The organism is Limosilactobacillus antri DSM 16041 (assembly GCF_000160835.1).
Taxonomy (GTDB): Bacteria; Bacillota; Bacilli; order Lactobacillales; family Lactobacillaceae; genus Limosilactobacillus; species Limosilactobacillus antri.
Window position 1 is genome coordinate 203,703 of record NZ_GG700732.1, and the last position, 18,997, is coordinate 222,699.

Annotated in this window: 16 protein-coding genes, 1 pseudogene and 1 riboswitch; all 17 genes and pseudogenes read left to right on the forward strand. The window is 54.5% G+C overall.

Annotated features, from left to right (window positions below):
- Positions 1-88: 88 nt before the first annotated feature.
- The 17 genes and pseudogenes from dnaE (at position 89) to HMPREF0494_RS01080 (ending at position 18,896) form a co-directional block, all read left to right on the forward strand.
- The gene (dnaE, locus tag HMPREF0494_RS01000) at positions 89-3,433 is read left to right on the forward strand and encodes a DNA polymerase III subunit alpha (protein WP_007123037.1); all 3,345 of its coding nucleotides are present in this window, start codon (positions 89-91) and stop codon (positions 3,431-3,433) included.
- Positions 3,434-3,601: 168 nt separating this feature from the next.
- On the forward strand, positions 3,602-5,023 hold the full coding sequence (gene pyk / locus HMPREF0494_RS01005) for a pyruvate kinase (RefSeq protein WP_007123038.1): 1,422 nt from the start codon (positions 3,602-3,604) through the stop codon (positions 5,021-5,023).
- Positions 5,024-5,239: 216 nt separating this feature from the next.
- Positions 5,240-6,118, forward strand: coding sequence for a CvfB family protein (locus tag HMPREF0494_RS01010; RefSeq protein WP_007123039.1), 879 nt, complete (start codon positions 5,240-5,242; stop codon positions 6,116-6,118).
- A gap of 5 nt (positions 6,119-6,123) precedes the next feature.
- Positions 6,124-7,011: a tyrosine-type recombinase/integrase gene (locus HMPREF0494_RS01015; RefSeq protein ID WP_007123040.1), complete on the forward strand. Its 888-nt coding sequence runs from the start codon at positions 6,124-6,126 to the stop codon at positions 7,009-7,011.
- A 13-nt stretch (positions 7,012-7,024) separates the two neighbouring features.
- Positions 7,025-7,383, forward strand: a pseudogene (locus HMPREF0494_RS01020) (reductase).
- Entirely contained in the window at positions 7,373-8,149 is a 777-nt protein-coding gene (locus tag HMPREF0494_RS01025; protein ID WP_007123042.1) for a segregation and condensation protein A, read from the forward strand. Before HMPREF0494_RS01020 ends, HMPREF0494_RS01025 begins: the two are co-directional and overlap by 11 nt.
- Positions 8,127-8,732 carry an SMC-Scp complex subunit ScpB gene (scpB, locus tag HMPREF0494_RS01030; protein ID WP_007123043.1) on the forward strand — a complete coding sequence of 202 codons (606 nt, stop codon included), beginning with the start codon at positions 8,127-8,129 and terminating at the stop codon, positions 8,730-8,732. Before HMPREF0494_RS01025 ends, scpB begins: the two co-directional genes overlap by 23 nt.
- The gene (locus HMPREF0494_RS01035; RefSeq protein WP_007123044.1) at positions 8,732-9,448 is read left to right on the forward strand and encodes a pseudouridine synthase; all 717 of its coding nucleotides are present in this window, start codon (positions 8,732-8,734) and stop codon (positions 9,446-9,448) included. Before scpB ends, HMPREF0494_RS01035 begins: the two co-directional genes overlap by 1 nt.
- Positions 9,449-9,545: 97 nt before the next feature.
- Positions 9,546-9,665: riboswitch (FMN riboswitch) on the forward strand.
- Positions 9,666-9,757: 92 nt separating this feature from the next.
- Positions 9,758-10,336 (forward strand): ECF transporter S component, encoded by a 579-nt coding sequence (locus HMPREF0494_RS01040; protein ID WP_040458631.1) that lies wholly within the window; start codon positions 9,758-9,760, stop codon positions 10,334-10,336.
- 185 nt (positions 10,337-10,521) lie between these two features.
- Complete coding sequence (locus tag HMPREF0494_RS01045; RefSeq protein ID WP_225430213.1) at positions 10,522-11,562, forward strand: helix-turn-helix domain-containing protein; 1,041 nt, start codon at positions 10,522-10,524, stop codon at positions 11,560-11,562.
- Entirely contained in the window at positions 11,552-12,985 is a 1,434-nt protein-coding gene (locus HMPREF0494_RS01050) for a RecQ family ATP-dependent DNA helicase (RefSeq protein WP_007123047.1), read from the forward strand. Before HMPREF0494_RS01045 ends, HMPREF0494_RS01050 begins: the two co-directional genes overlap by 11 nt.
- Positions 12,986-13,071: 86 nt before the next feature.
- Positions 13,072-13,650, forward strand: coding sequence for an SAG1386/EF1546 family surface-associated protein (locus HMPREF0494_RS01055; RefSeq protein ID WP_040458632.1), 579 nt, complete (start codon positions 13,072-13,074; stop codon positions 13,648-13,650).
- 28 nt (positions 13,651-13,678) lie between these two features.
- Positions 13,679-14,365 carry a (d)CMP kinase gene (gene cmk, locus HMPREF0494_RS01060; RefSeq protein WP_007123049.1) on the forward strand — a complete coding sequence of 229 codons (687 nt, stop codon included), beginning with the start codon at positions 13,679-13,681 and terminating at the stop codon, positions 14,363-14,365.
- Between the two features lie 72 nt (positions 14,366-14,437).
- Positions 14,438-15,679 (forward strand): 30S ribosomal protein S1, encoded by a 1,242-nt coding sequence (rpsA, locus tag HMPREF0494_RS01065; protein ID WP_007123050.1) that lies wholly within the window; start codon positions 14,438-14,440, stop codon positions 15,677-15,679.
- An 86-nt stretch (positions 15,680-15,765) separates the two neighbouring features.
- A complete protein-coding gene (gene der, locus HMPREF0494_RS01070) occupies positions 15,766-17,079 on the forward strand; it encodes a ribosome biogenesis GTPase Der (protein ID WP_007123051.1) in 1,314 nt (437 codons plus the stop codon).
- A gap of 179 nt (positions 17,080-17,258) precedes the next feature.
- A complete protein-coding gene (locus HMPREF0494_RS01075) occupies positions 17,259-17,534 on the forward strand; it encodes an HU family DNA-binding protein (RefSeq protein WP_003711911.1) in 276 nt (91 codons plus the stop codon).
- Between the two features lie 99 nt (positions 17,535-17,633).
- The gene (locus HMPREF0494_RS01080; RefSeq protein WP_007123052.1) at positions 17,634-18,896 is read left to right on the forward strand and encodes a tetratricopeptide repeat protein; all 1,263 of its coding nucleotides are present in this window, start codon (positions 17,634-17,636) and stop codon (positions 18,894-18,896) included.
- Positions 18,897-18,997: the final 101 nt, after the last annotated feature.

Here is an 18,997-nt window from a genome sequence, read left to right on the forward strand (position 1 = left end):
TAGCACAAGTGGTCGGGAAAGGCAGGGGTAAAAAGTCATCAAGCCGGGAATCTTTTGGTATAATTTGAGGGAAAGGAGGCGGCAAGCCGTGAATTATGTACCGCTAGAGGTGCACAGCAGTTATAGTTTACTCCAGAGTCCCACCCGGATTCCGGACCTGGTCAAGGCGGCCAAACAGCGCGGGTATACCGCCCTAGCGCTAACCGACGAAAATGTTTTATACGGGGCCGTAGACTTTTATAATACTGCCCGGCAGGCGGGGCTGAAGCCGTTGCTTGGCTTGCAAATCATGGCTAGCCTGGGTGACGTCGCGGGCAGCCAGCTCAAATTGACCCTGTTAGCAAAGAATGAACGGGGCTACCGCAACTTAATGGATCTCTCGACGCGGCAGCAAACTACGAACCAGCGGGCAGAACCAGCGACCATTGCGGAGCTCAGCCCGCTGCTGAAGGATTTGGTAGTAATCCTGCCGGTTCAGTTAACGGTGATCAACCTGGTCCGCCAGGGCAGCGACTGGATTGACCCGCTCAAGCAAATTGCCGGCAGCAGCCTTTACCTGGGGATCAACTTGCAATTAGACGAAGTTGAACGTGCTTCTCTCCAGCGTTTCGCGCAGGCTGCCGGGGTTTTGCTGGCAGCCACGACACCGGTTGACTACCTCAACGCCAGCGACCTGTTTGCCGCCAAAACCCTCCAGGCGATTGGCCAGGGTGCCCAGTTAACCGACCTGGATGCCCAGGTTGCCGCCACGGGGGATCACTATTTGCCAGCACGGCAACAGATAGAACAAGCGTACCAGCAGGCGGGACTCGCGGCCGCTATCGCCAACACGGCCGCCATTGCTGACCAGTGCAACGTGGAACTGAAGTTTCAGGCCCCGGTGCTGCCGCACTACCAGACGCCCCATGGGGAAGCACCGGCGGACTACCTTCACCAGCTATGCCTTGCCGGGCTAAAGGAGCGGCCCGTGGCGGCTGGCTATTCCGCGGCGGACTACCGCCAGCGCCTGGACCACGAACTGGCGGTGATCCACCGGATGGGCTTTGATGATTACTTCCTGATCGTGTGGGACGTGATGAACTTTGCTCACCGGACGAAGATTACCACAGACCCAGGGCGGGGGTCGGCGGCCGGGTCGCTAGTGGCCTACGCACTGGCGATTACGGAAGTGGACCCGCTGGAATACCAGCTCTTGTTTGAACGGTTTCTCAACCCGGAGCGGGCACAAATGCCGGATATCGACCTGGACATCCCTGATAATCGCCGGGAAGAGGTCCTTAAATATGTGCATGATAAGTATGGCCATGAACGGGTGGCCCAGATCATTACTTTCGGTACTCTGGCGGCCAAGCAGGTGCTCCGGGACGTCAGCCGGGTGTTTAATCTGACCAAGTTTGAAACGGCCAGCCTGCTAGACACCCTGCCCAAGGGCGGCTCGTTTACCCTTGAGCAGGCGCTGGGGGAGTCGCAGCGGCTGAAGAACCTCCTTAATGACCAGCCGAAACTGCGCCAGCTCTTCCGGGTCGCCCAGCAGCTGGAGGGCCTGCCCCGGCACTATTCCACCCACGCGGCGGGAATTGTCCTGTCGGCCGCCCCCCTGCACGAGATTGTCCCGTTGCAAGAGGGGAGCGAGGGGCTTTTAATGACCCAGTTTCCGAAGGATACTGTCGAGGCGCTTGGACTGTTGAAAATGGACTTCCTGGGCCTGCGCAACCTCTCGATCATGGACAACACGATCCAGATGATTCGCCAGCGGAAACCCCAGTTTAGTTTGGACCAGGTCAGCCTAGCCGATCCGGCCACCCTGCGGCTGTTTCAGCGGGGGCAAACCGACGGGGTCTTCCAGTTTGAATCGGCGGGGATTCGCAACGTGTTGACCGCCCTGCATCCCGACCAATTTGAAGACATTGTGGCGGTTAATGCCCTTTACCGTCCCGGCCCGATGGAAAACATCACCCATTTTATCGCCCGGAAGCGGGGCCAGGAGCTCATTCAGCTGCCGGACCAATCCCTGGCACCGATTCTGGCCCCCACTTACGGAATCTTGGTGTATCAAGAGCAGGTTATGCAGCTGGCGTCGGCGATGGCCGGCTTTACGCTGGGCGAGGCCGACTTGCTGCGGCGGGCCATGAGCAAGAAGAAAAAGCAGACCATGGACAGTATGCGGGCCAAGTTTATGGCCGGTGCCCAGGCAAAGGGCTACCAGCCAGCACTGGCGAGCCAGGTTTTTGACTACATCGACCAGTTTGCTAACTACGGTTTTAACCGGTCCCACGCCGTGGCTTATTCCAAAATGGCCTTTGAAATGGCCTACCTCAAGTGCCACTACCCGACGGAATTTTATACGGCCTTGCTCAACGCGGAGAGTAACGTCACCAAGCTCCGCCAGCACGTGACCAATGCGCAGAAGATGGGGGTGAAGGTCAACGGCCCGCGGATTAACCTTAGCCAGGCCCAGTTTGCGGTTCATGACCAGCAGATTTACTTTGGCCTGACCGCAATCAAGGGGCTGCGGCGGGACTTTGTTGCTGACCTGCTCCAGGAACGGGAAGCTAACGGTCCCTTTAAAGACATTCGCGACCTCATCAACCGCTTGCCGGATAAGTGGCGCAAGGAGGAAGTCCTTACCCCGCTGATCTATGCCGGGGCCTGCGATGGCCTGGGCTATAACCGGGCGGAGATGGTGGAAAGCCTGCCCAACCTCCTGTCAGGAATTGAATTACTGGCGACCTTGCCAGGACTTTCTGGCGATCCCAGTCTGCAATCCTCAATCAGTCACCGTCAGGAATACCCGCTGACGACCCGGTTGGCCAAGGAGAATGAGCTGTTAGGGGTGTACCTGTCCGGCCATCCGGTAAGTCAGTACCGGCAGCTGGCTAGTCGCCTGCGGTCCGGCCGAATCACAGAGCTGCGCCCCAACCAGCGGGTAACTTTGATAGTATTCACCAACCGGGTCAAGGTAATTCACACCAAAAAGGACCACCGACCGATGGCGTTTGTGTCCGCCTCCGACGAAAGCGGCCTGGTTGACGTAACCGTTTTTCCCCAACAGTACCAGCAGTTTCAAAAGCTGCTGGAGCGGAACCAGGTTCTGGTGATCACGGGCAAGACGGAGGAACGGGCGGGCCATGGTTTACAGGTAATCGCTCAGCAGGTTCAGGACGCTAAGGAGCTGCAGCGGCAGCTGATTCCGGCCGCCCGCTGGGTACTCAGGGTTCCTCAAGCGACCGACACCCCGGCGCTTCGGCAGGCACTGCACCGCTTTATGCAGCAGCACCGGGGGCCGGTCCCAGTACTGCTGTATTACCCCCATACTGACGCAAAACTGCTGGAGCCCAGCAGTCGGTGGATGAATACCGCTCCGGCCACCCGACAAGGCTTGGCCGACCTCCTGGGCGCGGAGAACGTTGTCCTTCAATCACTCAAAAATTAGAGGGCGATGAGAAATAAAAACATTTTTTTGATGACAGCGGTTTCTTGAGAACTTTTGCACAAAAAATAAAGACACCTATTTTGAAAAGTGCTATTATACAAGTGTGCAAATGAGGGATGCAAATGCAGACCGCAGTTGATGCATAAATGCAAAAGGAGAGATTCATTTATGAAGAAAACCAAGATTGTAAGTACCCTTGGTCCTGCAAGTACTGATGTCGATACAATCGTTAAGTTGATCCAAGCGGGTGCAAATGTTTTCCGCTTCAACTTCTCACACGGTGACCACCCAGAACACCTGGGCCGGATGCAAAACGTTAAGAAGGCCGAAGAAATCACCGGTAAGCACGTTGGTATCATGCTGGATACTAAGGGTGCTGAAATTCGGACTACTGTTCAAAAGGAAGGTAAGATCGAATACAACATTGGTGATGAAGTACGGATTTCAATGGATGACTCCATTGAAGGTACTCACGACAAGATTGCTGTTACCTACCCAGGCCTGTACGATGACACCCACGTTGGCGGCCACGTCCTCTTCGATGATGGCCTGATTGATATGCAGATCGAAGAAAAGGACGACGCTAACCGTGAGCTGGTCTGCAAGGTTTTAAACCACGGTGTTCTTGGTTCACGGAAGGGTGTTAACGCTCCTGGTGTTTCCATCAACCTGCCGGGGATTACTGAAAAGGACAGCAGCGACATCCGCTTTGGTCTGGACAACAAGATCAACTTCATCTCTGCATCCTTCGTTCGGAAGCCACAAGATGTTCAAGACATCCGTGAACTTCTTAAGGAAAAGAACATGGAAGACGTTCAAATCTTCCCTAAGATTGAATCCCAAGAAGGAATCGACAACTTCGAATCCATCATTGAAGTTTCTGATGGTCTGATGGTTCCTCGTGGTGACATGGGGGTTGAAATTCCAGCTGAAAACGTGCCAATCGTTCAGAAGCACATGATTAAGCGTTGTAACGAACTGGGCAAGCCAGTCATCACTGCTACCCAAATGCTGGACTCCATGCAAGAAAACCCACGGCCAACCCGTGCCGAAGTATCTGACGTTGCCAACGCCGTCTTTGACGGTACTGACGCTACGATGCTTTCTGGTGAAAGTGCCAACGGTGATTACCCGGTAGAATCAGTTGCAATGATGAACGCAATTGACATCAAGGCAGAAAACCACCTTTGGGAATTCGGTACTGAAACCTTTGATTGGGACAAGTCCGACGTTACCGAAACGATCGGTTCCGCTGTTTCCAACGCTGCCAAGGACTTAGACATCCACACGATCGTAGCCTACACTGCTTCTGGCTACACCGCCAAGATGATTTCCAAGTACCGTCCAAACGCCGACATCGTTGCCTTGACGCCAAACGAACGGGTTGAACGCGGCCTGATGATCAACTGGGGTGTTCAACCATACGTTGTTGACGAAATGACGAATACTGATACGATGTTCGACCTGGCAGCAAAGAAGGCCGTTGAGCTTGGCTTTGCAAAGAAGGGTGACAAGATCATCATCGTTGCCGGTGTTCCTCTAGGTGTTCCAGGCGCAACTAACATGATGCGCGTTAAGACGATCGACTAATTTAGTCATCAATTAACGCCCGACGAGGATTGACTTCGTCGCTAAAAGCATAATAGAGGTCCAGAGTTCGCTTCTTGAGCTCTGGGCCTCTATTATGTACCATGCTGCTGCGTGCTATTTGCGGCTTGCGTGATTTTCCCCTTCGGCGGTGCTGGTCAAAGCCCCGGTTGCCGTGTAAAATGTTAAGCAGGATTAATTAAGAAAACGGGGTAGAATATGAATTCAGCATTAGGAAAAGTTGTATCGGCGGTCATGATCGATGAGAACGCCCAGGACTATTTTGTTCAGCCGGACCGCAATGGTCAGACCTATCGCTTGCCAAAGGCGGAGAGTCCCCAGGAGCTGCACATTGGTGGCCAGGTGCGGGGCTTTGTGTACGAGAATGAAGACCACCAATTACAGATGACCTGCCAGCACGTTCCCACCATCCAGGTGGACCACTATGATTACGGAACGGTGGTAAGCGTTCGCCGTGATCTGGGCGTGTTTGTGGACATTGGCCTTCCGAACAAGGACATTGTTGTTTCGCTGGATGACCTGCCGGAACTAAAGCACCTGTGGCCACAGCCGGGTGACCGCCTCCTGATGGCCCTCCGGGTTGACAGCAAGGACCGGGTCTGGGGTCAGTTAGCCGACGACCAGATTTACCAGACCATCTCGACTGCTCCGTCGAAGCGGGCGTTAAACCGGGACGTGATGGCAACCGTTTACCGGCTGAAGCTGAACGGGACTCACGTAATTACCGATGATTACCAGCTCGGCTTTATTCACCCGAGCGAACGTGACCAGGAACCCCGGCTCGGCCAGCGAGTCAAGGCCCGGGTGATTGGCTTGTCATCGCACGGCAGCTTGAACCTCTCCCTGAAGCCCCGGGCGTACCAAGCGATTGACGAGGACGCGGCGATGATCTTGACGATGTTAAAGCACGACTTAAACCACCGCCTGCCGTACACGGACAAGACCGCCCCGCAGGTGATTCGGCAGGCCTTTGGCATCAGCAAGGGGCAGTTCAAGCGGGCCGTGGGGCACTTACTGAAGGCCGGACTGGTTGAGGAAACGAACGGCCAGCTGGTCCTGCTGCAGAAAGAAGAGTAGGCGGAATGGATGAACTTGTTGACAAGTATTTAGCTTACCTGAAGAGCAACCACGGCCGGTCCGCGAACACGCTACTGAGCTACCGCCGGGACCTGGACCAGGCCGTGGCCTTTTTTCGGCAGCGGGGGGTTAGCGACTGGACGGCGGTGGATCAGTACCAGCTGCTAGCCCTGGTTGCCGAGCAGAAGAAGCGGGGCCGGTCACCGGCAACGATTAACCGGCAGCTATCGGCCTTGCGCCAGTTTTACCGCTACCTGGTCCGGCACCAGCAGCTGCGCTTCAACCCGACCGAGCTGATTGATAACCAGGAACAGACGGATGACACACCGCCGGTCATCCTGACTGCGGCGGAAATTAAGCAGCTGCTGGCGGCACCCAACCCGGACCACCCGCTGGGGAAACGTGACCGGGCAATGCTTGCCGTGCTGGCGACTACCGGGATGCGGGTCAGTGAACTGGTGGCCTTGCTGCTTACTGACCTCCACCTGGATATTAAAATGCTTCGCCTTGGCAGCGGCAGTCGGCGGGAACGGCTGGTACCGGTCAGTGACCAGGCGGTCCAAGAACTGGAGCATTATTTAGCCGCAGTTCGGCCGCAACTGGCGGCGATGGGTGAACAGGCGGTGTTTGTCAATGCCCATGGCCACCAGCTGACGAGGCAGGGGATCTGGAAAAAACTGCGGGAACTGGTCCGGCGGGCTGGTATTGAGAAGACGGTTACGCCACGGACCCTGCGCTATTCCTTTGCAGTCCAGCTCTTGCAAAGCGGGGCCGATGGCCGGCTCATCCAGGAGATGCTTGGGTATAGCGAATTGCGGGCAATTAAGCCTTACTTGAAAATGACGGTCCAGGAATTAAGTGCTGACTACCGGCAGCACCAACCGAAAATTTGAGGAGTGAAAAAGTGTGCTAGTACGGTACCGAAAGGATTACGAAAAGATTGCGATGGGGCTATTGTCCCTCGCTCCCGACTTGCGAAACTACGGCCGCTTTACGGACGAACTAGCGGGGCACTGGCGGCTGACTACCCAGTATTCTTGTGGAAGGACGCTGAGGATAACCACTTTATCGCGATTGCGATTGTTGAAGAAGGGGCCGAATATGTGCTTTTGCGGCGTTTTTCTTTTACCCCGAGTGAACGGTCGGGGAAGAACGTGTTTGCCCTCTTGACCGCCCTCCAGGACCGCTATCCAGGGAAACGCCTGATGGGAACCTTGAAGACCCAGCCGTTAATTACTAATTGGGAGCAGTTCAATGAGCACTAAAGCAGTGACGGAGTATCCGTACCAGCCAACAATTAAGATCGCCGACTTTGAGGGGCCGCTGGACCTGCTCCTCCACCTCATTCGGGAAAACAAGATGGACATTTATGACATTCAGATTGTCCAGATTACCAGTCAGTACCTCGCCTTTTTGCACCAGCAGCAGGCTCACCAGCTTGAAATTGCTGGTGATTACTTTGTGATGGCGGCGACGCTGATGAATATCAAGAGCCAGATGCTGTTGCCGCAGCCCGTTGAGCCGGACGAAGAAACCGAAGTGCTGCCGGATCCCAGGGAAGAGCTGGTTGAGCAGCTGCTCGAATATCAGCGTTATAAAAAAGCGGCGGACCAGTTAAAGGATAAGGAAAGCCTCCGCCAGCAGGAGTATACCCGTCCTGCCATGCACGTTCCCCGGGACCTGATAAGCGCCAACGTGGAGCCGGGAGTGACGGTCGACCAGCTCCAGGCGGCCTTTGTGGAGGTGCTGCGCAAGCACCGGTTAGCTCAGCCAGTGGTTGAAACGGTCGCTACGGAAAAGGTCAGCGTGGCCGAACGGATGGCGGCGGTAGTTAAACGGGTAAAGGCGGGACCAATCCAATTTGCCGCGCTGTTTGCCGATGACCGCAGCCGTAACCAGTTGGTGACGACCTTTATCGCCGTCCTGGAATTAAGCAAGCACCAGCGGATTGCGGTGCAGCAGGCGGAATTATTTGGCCCAATTATTTTAGTGAAGGGAACGCGAATTGATGACGAAGACACAAGCAAGTAACCTGGCCCAAGTGGAAGGTCTTTTATTTATCAGTGGGGATGAGGGCATCACCTTGGGCGATCTTGCCAAGATCACCGGCTTTATGAAGCCCGCCCTGCGCAGGATGCTGGCGGATTTGCAAACGAAGTACGCGCAGGACCAGGATTCGGCGTTAATCCTGCTCCAGAGTGCGGATACTTACCGGCTTGCGACGAAACAGGAGCTGGCACCGGTGATTAAGCACTTTTTCGAGGTGCCGCTGACGGTCCCCCTAACCACCGCCCTGTTGGAAACACTCGCCATCATTGCCTATCGTCAGCCGATTACCCGGCTTGAAATTGACAGCATCCGGGGCGTTCAAAGTTCGGGCGGGATCCAAAAACTGATGGTGCGGGGACTGATCGACACAAAGGGCCGCCTGGATGCGCCAGGGCGCCCGTTTTTGTACGTCACGACCGACAACTTTTTGGACTATTTCGGCCTGGGTTCGCTGGACGAGCTGCCTGCTTTACCTGAACAGGTGGATGCTGATGATCCTGGATTGAGTGGTGACCTATTCCTAGCGGCGTTGCAGTCGCGGGAACGGCATGAGGAGGAAAAATAATGGAACGTTTACAAAAGGCGATGGCAGAGGCCGGAGTGGCGTCACGCCGGGCATCGGAAAAACTGATTGCGACCGGCCACGTCCAGGTTAACGGGCAGACGGTAACGACGTTAGGAACAAAGGTGGCTGCCAGGGACCGGATTGAAGTGGACGGGGTACCGCTGCACCGGGAAAAGCACGTTTACTACCTGCTGAATAAGCCGCGGGGAGTGATTTCCAGTGCCCATGACGAGAAGGGGCGGCGGACGGTTGTCGACATCCTTCGTGAGGATGAAATTGAGGAACGAATCTATCCCGTTGGCCGTTTGGACTACGATACGACCGGATTATTGCTTTTGACCAATGACGGGGCACTGGCGAACAAGCTGATGCACCCTAAGTTTGCGGTCGACAAAACGTACGTAGCCAAGGTGAAGGGGCTGGTCAGCAATGACGACCTCAAGCGCCTGCGGACGGGCGTCAAGGTCGATGGCCGCCGGACCCAACCGGCCAAGGCCCGGCTGAAGGCGACCGACCGGGAAAAACGGACGAGTATCGTGCAGCTGACGATTCACGAGGGTCACTATCACCAGGTTAAGCGGATGCTGGCTGCAGTTGGCCACCCGGTTATTAAGCTGCACCGCGAGAGCTACGGCTTCTTGACCCTGCAAGGGGTTCAGCCCGGTGATTATCGGGAGTTGCGTCCGGAAGAGGTTAAACGGCTAACCCGGCTCTAAAGGGGTGCTTGTAGGACTCGTAAAGCGGCGGCGGTAAGCCACCAACGTTGACATAGCGCGGAAATCCCGCTACAATGAAAACGTAAAATATGATCTGATTCGTCTTCAAGGCAGGGTGGAATTCCCGACCGGCGGTTACAGCCCGCAACCCGTGTGAACGGTTGAATCTGGTGCAAGTCCAGTGCCGACAGTAAAGTCTGGTATATAGAAGATTTCTATGAACTAATGCGTTGTTGACTATGGATAGTTGGCAGCGCATTTCTTTGTGGGAAGGCCAACGAAGGCAATCTCAATGGAGGTTGTTTATTTATGACAGTATCACATCAGCGGATTCAACGGATGGTCGGCGTTGCCTGCTTGGGCGCCTTGGCCTTTATCCTCATGATGTTTGAATTCCCAATTATCCCGGTCGCTTCATACCTCAAGATTGATTTTTCCGACATCCCGGTTCTGCTGGGCGGCTACCTCTACGGGCCGTTCGCGGGAGTGTCAGTAGCCCTAATCAAGTGTTTCCTGCACGCGATGGTTAATGGTTTTGCAATCGGCGACCTGATTGGGGTCGGCAGCGACTTTATTTCGTCCATGGCGTTGTTGCTCCCGTTTTGCTATGTCTGGCGGCGTACGGAGTGGTCGTTTAAGCGGCAAATGCTGACGGCGATCCCCCTTGCAACGCTTGTGCTGACGGTGGTGATGTCCCTGTTGAACCTCTGGGTAATTACCCCCCTCTACATGGCCGTCTGGCATTGGCAGTCTTCACTGCCAGTTGCCCAGCTGGTAGCGGTAGGGGTCCTGCCCTTTAACCTTATCAAGGGACTGCTGCTGTCGATCGTTTTTGCTTTAATTGCAGCCCACTTGCGGCAGTGGCTACGGCGGCACCGAATGGAATAGTGGTTGATAGTAAGCGGTGAGACTTCATCGGCACGGCAGGTGCGGGTGGGGTCTCATTCATTATTTGGCGTGCCGGCGGTCCTGACTACCGTTAGTCCGCGCTGCAGGCAATTTACCGTCGTTCGCCAACATTTTAGGAGAAATCGGCGCGGTTAACGTTTTATTTAAAGGGAGGGGGAATGGCGATGAATACGTACCTACTGCGTTTATGTAGCTACCACCAGCCGCGGCGGGAGCGGGTGATTGAAAACGTCCTTACTAATCGGCAGACGGTCGCCACCCTGTTCTGGGCCCAGCAGTACGGGATCTTAACCTGGCTGGGGGCTCGACGCCGGCTGAGCCGGGAGCAATTTGACCAGGAGGTGGCAGCGTTAATTGAGGCCCAATTGCTCGAACGGACTGAAGATGACGGGTTAAAGCTGACCGCTGCGGGGGTCAGCTACGAGGAAACTCAGCCGCCAGTTTACCAGCCCCACTTTTATTCTTGGAACTGGCTTGCCAACACGCATACCGTCCAGCGGCGCCTCCTCTTGGCCTTTCAAGTAGTTTCTGAACTTGCCCACCAGAACCGCTGCTACGCGCCCCTTGCAGTACCCTTTACGGACCAGGAAGCGGTTCGGGGCTGGTTTAAGCACGTTAATTCACCCCGGCTTGTGTGCGAGGTGTACGCCGAGCTGCACCTCCTCGCTGATTTATTATCTAAGGAGGACCAGTACCTGGGGATTGCCTTGGTTAACCGCCTGATTGGACACGACCAGGCGGGGTGGACGATTGACCAGCTGGCTGACCACCTGCACATGTCGTTAGCGGACGCCCTCGTCCTTGACCACGACCTGTGGCTGGCCGTCACCGCCTTTGCCCGGCAGACGGCGGGGCCCCTGGCTGAACTGCTGCGGCCGTTGATTGCACCAGCGCCAATCTCACGCAGCTGCCGGACGACGGTCCAAATGGTTCAGCAGGGCTTAGCCGTTGCCACGGTTGCCGACCGCCGCCGGCTGAAATTAGGAACCGTGCGTGAACACCTCCTGACCGCCGCCATTTTGACGCCCCAGCAGTTTAACTGGTCCCAACTGCTGCCGCCGGCACAACGCGCGCAGCTGGCTAGCCGCTATCACGGGGATGTTGCCCAGTGGCGTTTTCAAAGCTGGAGCGGGGATGCTAACGCTGATTTTTATTATTTCCGTCTCTACCAAATTTATAAGGAGCATTTGTCAAATGAATCGTGACCGGATCTACCAGACACTGCACCGCCGTTTTGGCTATCAGAAATTTCGTGATGGCCAGTTGGCGACAATTGAGGCGGTTCTAGCCGGCCAGGACACGCTCGCGGTTCTGCCGACTGGCGGGGGGAAGTCGTTGCTTTACCAACTCCCGGCCTACCTGACCCCGGGAATTGTCCTGGTTGTTTCGCCGCTGATCTCGTTAATGCAGGACCAGGTCGACCGCCTCCACCGGCGCGGGGAGAAACGCGTCTTGCTGCTGAGCGGCCAGGATAAGCGGGCCCGGGAGCAGCAGTTGGGGCGGCTTGGCCAGGCCAAGTTTGTTTTTGCTTCTCCAGAAATCTTAGCGAACCCGACGGTTAGCACCGCATTGCGCCGGGTGCACGTTGCAATCCTAACCATTGACGAAGCCCATTGCATTTCTCAGTGGGGACCGGATTTTCGGCCGGAATACCTGTTGCTGCGGCAGCTGCGGGAACTGCTGGACAACCCGGTAACCCTGATGCTTACCGCTACGGCACCGCCACGGGTTCAGGCGGATATTCTGGCCAAGCTTGGCCTTTCCCGGGAAGGGGTGACGTTGATCCGCCGGTCGGTTAACCGGGAAAATATTTTTCTGGCGGTGGAGCAGCTGACCTCGCCGGATGAAAAAGCGCCGCGGCTGTTGCAGCTGGTCCAAGCCCTTTCTGGTGCGGGAATCGTTTATTTTGCCAGTCGCCGGCTTGCTACTATGACTGCCGCCTGGTTGCAAAAGCAGAGCGGCATTGCCGTTGCGGCTTACCATGCGGGGATGCCAGCTGCTGACCGGTTTCGCGTTCAGCAGCAGTTTATGAATAACGACCTCCAGCTGATTTGTGCCACGAGTGCCTTTGGAATGGGGGTGGACAAGGCGGATATCCGGTTTATTATCCACTACCACCAGCCGACCAACCTGGCGGACTATGTCCAGGAAATTGGCCGGGCCGGTCGTGATGGGCAACAGAGCGCGGCCATTTTGCTAGCCAGTCCTGGCGATGGTCTCCTTGCCCGTCAGCTGACGACCATCGATTTGCCGCCCGTTTCTCTGTTGGAAAGGGTCCGGCAGGGGGAACTCGCCTCAGCCGCTTTGGGGGCCAACCATGAACTCTTCACCTTTTACTTTCGGCAGCACTATACCGTGGACCAGCTTGTCACCGCCTTTAACCGGCGTCGCCAGCAAAACCGCTGGCAGTTAGAACAGGTACAAAGCTACCTTAGCCTTGACTCCTGCCGGCGGGCCTTTTTATTAAATTATTTTGGTGAACGGCCGGTTGACCAAGACCGCTGCTGTGATCACGAGAGTCCTGACTGGTTAAGTCAGCCGCTCCTGCCGCCCCGGCCATTGCCTTCTCCGCAAGCGGGGAATGATGATTGGGATCAGCAGCTGCGCGGCTTGTTAAATCTTAGCTAAAGTGGTTTTACCAGCTAGACAAGGAGCAAATTTGTGCGCTACAATCAAAATGTTAACTTTTAATGGAGAAGGGAGGGGCACAAGCTATGAGTGAAAAACGTGAAGAAAGCCGCCGTCAAAATGATGAATTGTGGGATAAAAAGTTTACCGATAACGAAGACCTTGACCGTACCGGCCACCTATCACGGACGGAACGGCGCAAACAGGAGGCGCACAGTTCGACCATTACCACGGTTTTGGTGGTTTTAATCATCGTGCTGGCCGCTTCGCCGCTGATTTTCTGGCTAAATAATAAGCAATCGTTCAACCACCCGGCCCGGACGGAGCAGACAGCAGCCGTGAGTAGTAAAAAAAAAGCAACTCATCGGCTAGGGTCTGCGACCAGCAGCCGGTCGACCAGCAAGCCGTCAACGAGTGCCAAGACCAGCAGCTCAGCTAACGGTTATTCTCAAGAATCTGCCCGGACGAACCAGTCGGCGGCCGGGCAAACGATGAGCAACCGTCAGTCGACGGCCGCTAACCGCCAGTACGTCGTTGTCCGCCGGGGGCAAAGCGTCTACCGCATTGCCGCGCAAAACGGGTTGACGGCCCAGGAACTAGCCCGGCTGAACAACATCTCAATCAATACACCAATCCACCCTGGACAGCAGCTCCGGGTACGGTAATAACTAGGGAGTGGAAAGTACAATACTCATGAAAAAAGGAATTCAAGTAGCCATTGATGGCCCAGCGTCGGCCGGTAAGTCGACGGTCGCCAAACTCGTCGCCAAGCGTTTTCAATATGTATATTGCGATACCGGAGCAATGTACCGGGTAGTTACCCTAGCAGCTCTTAACCAGGGGCTGGACTTAACGGATACCGTGCGGGTAAGCCGGCTTGCCCAGGCAATTAAGATCAGTTTTGCTCCGGGGGAGCCGGAACAGCGGGTCTTCTTAGACGGGCAGGACGTCACGACGGCCATTCGCCAGGGCCGGATTGACCAGAACGTATCGGCGGTGGCGGCAATCCCGGCGGTACGAGAAGAAATGACTCGTCAGCAACGGCAGATCGCGGAAGAGGGGGGAATCGTCATGGACGGTCGTGACATCGGCTCAACTGTCCTGCCCAACGCTCCCGTCAAGATTTTTATGGTTGCCAGCGCTCACGAACGGGCCCGGCGCCGCTACGTTGAGAACCAGGAGAAGGGAATTGCGACCGCTTCCCTAGAAGAACTGCAAAGGGAAATTGAATTGCGGGACCAAAAAGACTCCTCGCGAAAAGTTTCACCGCTGGTTCAGGCACCGGATGCACTGCGCTTAGATACGACTTCCCTGACGATTGAGGAGGTTGTCGACCGCATCAGTGCAATTGTCAAAAAAACTCTCAACGAATTGGCTTAAACACTGGAAAAGGGTTAAGTTTTCTAGTAGAATAGTCTTCAGAGTTGATTGTTGCAAGGAGGATTTTTTTTAATGGCTGAAAACAACGAAAACAAGAACGATATGTTAGAAGCGCTTGATAGCATTGAAACTGTAAAGGTGGGCGATGTTGTCAAGGGTGAAGTTTTGGCAATCGATGATGATCGCCAAGCTATCGTTGGTATTAAGGATGCAGGGGTTGAAGGTGTCGTCCCTGCTAAGGAATTATCAACCAAGCCAGTTGAAGACATCAATGATGCAGTTAAAGTAGGTGACGAATTAGACTTAGTTGTCATCTCCAAGATTGGCAACGATAAGGAAAATGGTAGTTACTTACTTTCTCACCGTCGTCTGGAAGCCCGTAAGGTTTGGGATGACATTCAAAAGAAGTTTGACGATGGTGAAACCATCACTGCTAAGGTTACCCAGGCAGTTAAGGGTGGTTTAGTTGTTGATGCTGGAGTACGTGGCTTTGTTCCTGCTTCAATGATCACTGATCACTACGTTGAAGACTTGAACCAGTTCAAGGGTCAAAAACTTGAATTCAAGATTATCGAAATTGAACCAAGCGAAAACCGCCTGATCCTGTCCCACAAGGAAATCGTTAAGGCAGAACACGAACAAGCTGCTGAAAAGATTTTTGCTGAATTACAAGCAGGTGACGTGGTTGAAGGTAAGGTTGCTCGGATGACTAACTTCGGTGCCTTCGTTGACTTGGGCGGCGTTGACGGTTTGGTTCACGTTTCTGAAATTTCCTACGACCACGTTGACAAGCCGTCAGACGTTCTGTCTGCTGGTCAAGACGTTAAGGTTAAGGTACTGAGTGTTGACCCAGACCGTGAACGGATTTCCCTGTCCATCAAGCAAACTCTACCGGGACCATGGGATGATATCGAAGAAAAGGCGCCTGCTGGCAGCACCCTGACTGGTACCGTTAAGCGGCTGACGAGCTTCGGTGCATTTGTCGAAGTCTTCCCTGGTGTTGAAGGTTTGGTTCACATTTCCCAAATCTCCCACAAGCACATCGCTACTCCAGCCGATGTCTTGAAGCCGGGTCAGGAAGTTCAAGTGAAGGTCTTAAACGTTGACCCAGAACGGCAACGGCTTGGCCTTTCCATGAAGGCGCTGGAAGAACGGCCGAAGGGTGAAGAAAGCGACAACGGTGAAAACTACCGTGGTCGTCGTCGCTCCCGCCGGAACAACAACCGTTCCGCAATGAGCAACGCCCCTGAAGAAGAGAGTGGTTTCTCAATGGGTGACCTGATTGGTGACCAATTGAAGAACCTGCGGAACTAATTTCGCTAAATAAAAATTAACTATTAATAAGGAAGTGGCGCCGTTGGTGGTTACTTCCTTTTTATTCTTTGAAGGAAGGTGAAAGTATGACAAATCCAGTTGTTGCAATTGTCGGCCGGCCGAACGTCGGTAAGTCGACCCTCTTTAACCGGATTGCTGGCGAACGGATCTCAATCGTTGAGGACACCCCGGGGGTTACACGGGACCGGATTTACGCCCATGGCGAATGGCTGGGAAAGAACTTCAACATGATCGATACCGGGGGAATTGAACTTTCCGACCAGCCCCTGCTGACCCAGATTCGGCAGCAGGCGGAGATTGCCATTGATGAGGCGGATGTCATTGTCCTCGTCGTTGACGTCGAGAGCGGGGTTACGGATGCGGACGAACAGGTTGCACGAATCCTTTATCGTTCCAACAAGCCGGTTGTGCTGGCGGTCAACAAGGTTGATAATCCAGAGCGGCGAAACGATGTTTACGACTTCTATTCCCTGGGGCTGGGCGAACCATACCCAGTTTCCAGTGTACACGGGGTCGGCCTCGGGGACCTCTTGGATGCAGTTATCCACCACTTTCCTGAGAATGCCGCTAACGAAGCTGATGATAGTATTCGCTTTAGCCTGATTGGCCGGCCGAACGTCGGTAAGTCATCCTTAGTTAATGGTATCCTTGGGGAAAATCGGGTGATCGTTTCCAATATGGCTGGGACCACTCGGGACGCCATCAATACGCGTTTTGTGGCCCCGGATGGTCAGGAATTTACCATGATTGACACCGCGGGTATCCGTAAGCAGGGCAAGATCTACGAAAATACCGAGCGGTACGCCCTCATGCGGGCAATGCGGGCGATTGATGATAGCGACGTTGTGCTGGTGGTCTTGAACGCCGAAGAAGGCATTCGCGAGATCGATAAGCACATTGCCGGTTACGCCCATGAAGCCGGCTGCGGGGTGATCATTGCCGTAAATAAGTGGGATACGATTGAAGGCCGGGACCAGCGAACGATGACCGACTTTACCAACCTGATTCGCCATGAGTTCCAGTACCTGTCCTATGCACCGATTATCTTTGTGTCTGCTAAGACCAAGCAGCGGTTAAATAAGCTGCCGGAAATGATTGAGGAGGTTTACGCGCACCACGAACGGCGGATCAAGTCTTCCGTGCTCAATAACGTCATCATGGACGCGATTGCCGCTAACCCTACGCCGACGCAAAATGGGAAGCGCCTGCGGATCTTCTATGCGACCCAGGTGGCCACGGCCCCGCCGACCTTTGTGGTCTTTGTCAATGATCCTGAGCTGATGCACTTCTCCTACGAGCGCTATTTGGAAAATCAAATTCGCCAGGCCTTTGACTTCACGGGAACGCCCCTCCACATCATCAAGCGGCAACGGCAATAAAAAAGATTAAAAATCGCGTGAAATCTTGCCAAAACCGCTTGCCAGCAGGGTTTCACTATGCTAACCTTAACAATGAAATGATACGAACTCCTCGTAATTATTTCGTTAATTTTGGACCACTCAAAATTAACATTTGAGTGTCAGCGCAGTGCGCGTTGACTTGTGGGAGGTGAAAACAAATGGCAAACAAAGCAGAATTAGTAAGCAATGTTGCTAATGCAACTGGCTTGACCAAGAAGGATGCTACTGCAGCTGTAGACGCAGTTTTCAGTTCAATTCAAGCATCATTGGCCAAGGGGGAAAAGGTTCAATTGATCGGCTTCGGTAACTTCGAAGTACGTCAACGTGCTGCACGGAAGGGCCGTAACCCACAAACTGGACAAGAAATCCAAATTCCTGCAAGCAAGGTACCAGCATTTAAGCCTGGTAAAGCTTTAAAGGATGCTGTTAAGTAATTTGACAGCCTAAAGACGATAAAGCGAGAAGGTTTTCCTTCTCGCTTTATTTTTTCTCATGGTATAGTAGAGTAAGTAATTACATGAGGAGGGACGAGGATGACTTACTCAGAACAAATGCTGGACCAGCTTCAAAATGGGCAACTGGAAGCGGCCCGGTCAAGTTTTCGCCAGGCCCTGGCAAACGATGATGACGAGATGCTGTTCAGTCTTGGCGAAGAGCTTTACGGCCTGGGCTTTTTACAACAAGCCCGGCGGGTATACCTGACCCTGCTGGACCGCTACCCCGATGAAGACGAGCTGCGCACCAACCTGGCGGCGATCGCGATTGACGAGGGTCACAATGATGAAGCCCTTTCCTACTTGGCCCAGGTTCAGCCGAATTCGCCAGCTTATTTGGAGTCGTTGCTGGTGGCGGCCGACCTCTACCAAACGGAGGAGGAGTTTGAGGTCACTGAACAGAAGCTGCAGGAGGCTTACCAGCTGGCCCCAGACGAACCGGCAGTGGAGTTTGCTCTTGGTGAATTCTACTTTCTGATTGGCCACTATGACGAGGCGCTTCGCTACTACTTTGCGTTGATCAAGCATGGCTATACCGATTTTGCAAAGGTGGATATTGCCGGCCGTTTGGGGATGTGTTATGCCCAAAGCGGCCAGTTTAAGCAGGCACTTGGCTACCTGCAACAGGTCAAGCCGGAATACCAAACCAGTGACATTCGTTTTCAAACCGGGCTGACCGAACTGTCACTCGGGCAATTGACTGCCGCGGAAAAAGAACTGACCGCCCTGATAAAGGAGGACCCCCAGTACGCGTCGGCCTATCCGGCCCTGGCAACCGCGCTGACCAAGCAGCACAAGTACCAGCAGGCATTAACGGTCGCCCAGGAAGGGCTGGGGGTTGACCAGTACAACGAACAGCTGTATGCGCAGGCGGCCGCAATCGTCAGCCACCTGGGCAACGCTAAATTAATGAAGAAGTACCTGACCAAGGCCCATGAGCTTGCTCCGGATAACCTGACGATTACCCTCCAATACAGCAACTTCCTCCTCCACCAGCATGATGACAAGGCGAACATTGCCCTGCTGGCACCGTTGCTGGATGAGGACGAGGTGGACCCGCAGGTGTACTGGAACCTGGCGCGGTCCTACCAGCGGACGGAAGAATTTGCCCAGGCTGGCAAGTGCTACCAGGCGGCTGCCCCTGCCTATGCGGATAATCCGACCTTCTTGAGGGAGCTGGTGGGCTACTACCAGGAAACCGGCCAGCGTGACCAGCTCCTGCCGACTTTGCGCCACTACCTGGAACTAGAACCAACAGATGCTGAAATGCAGGACTTATTAGCGGAATACGAAGAGTATTAAAGCCGCCCGTCATTCCCTCGTAATTTTGGGAAGAGGGCTCGGCTGAGCAAGCAGCATCCCTATAAGAAAATGAATAGCCTAGTACCCCAATGAGCTCCAGT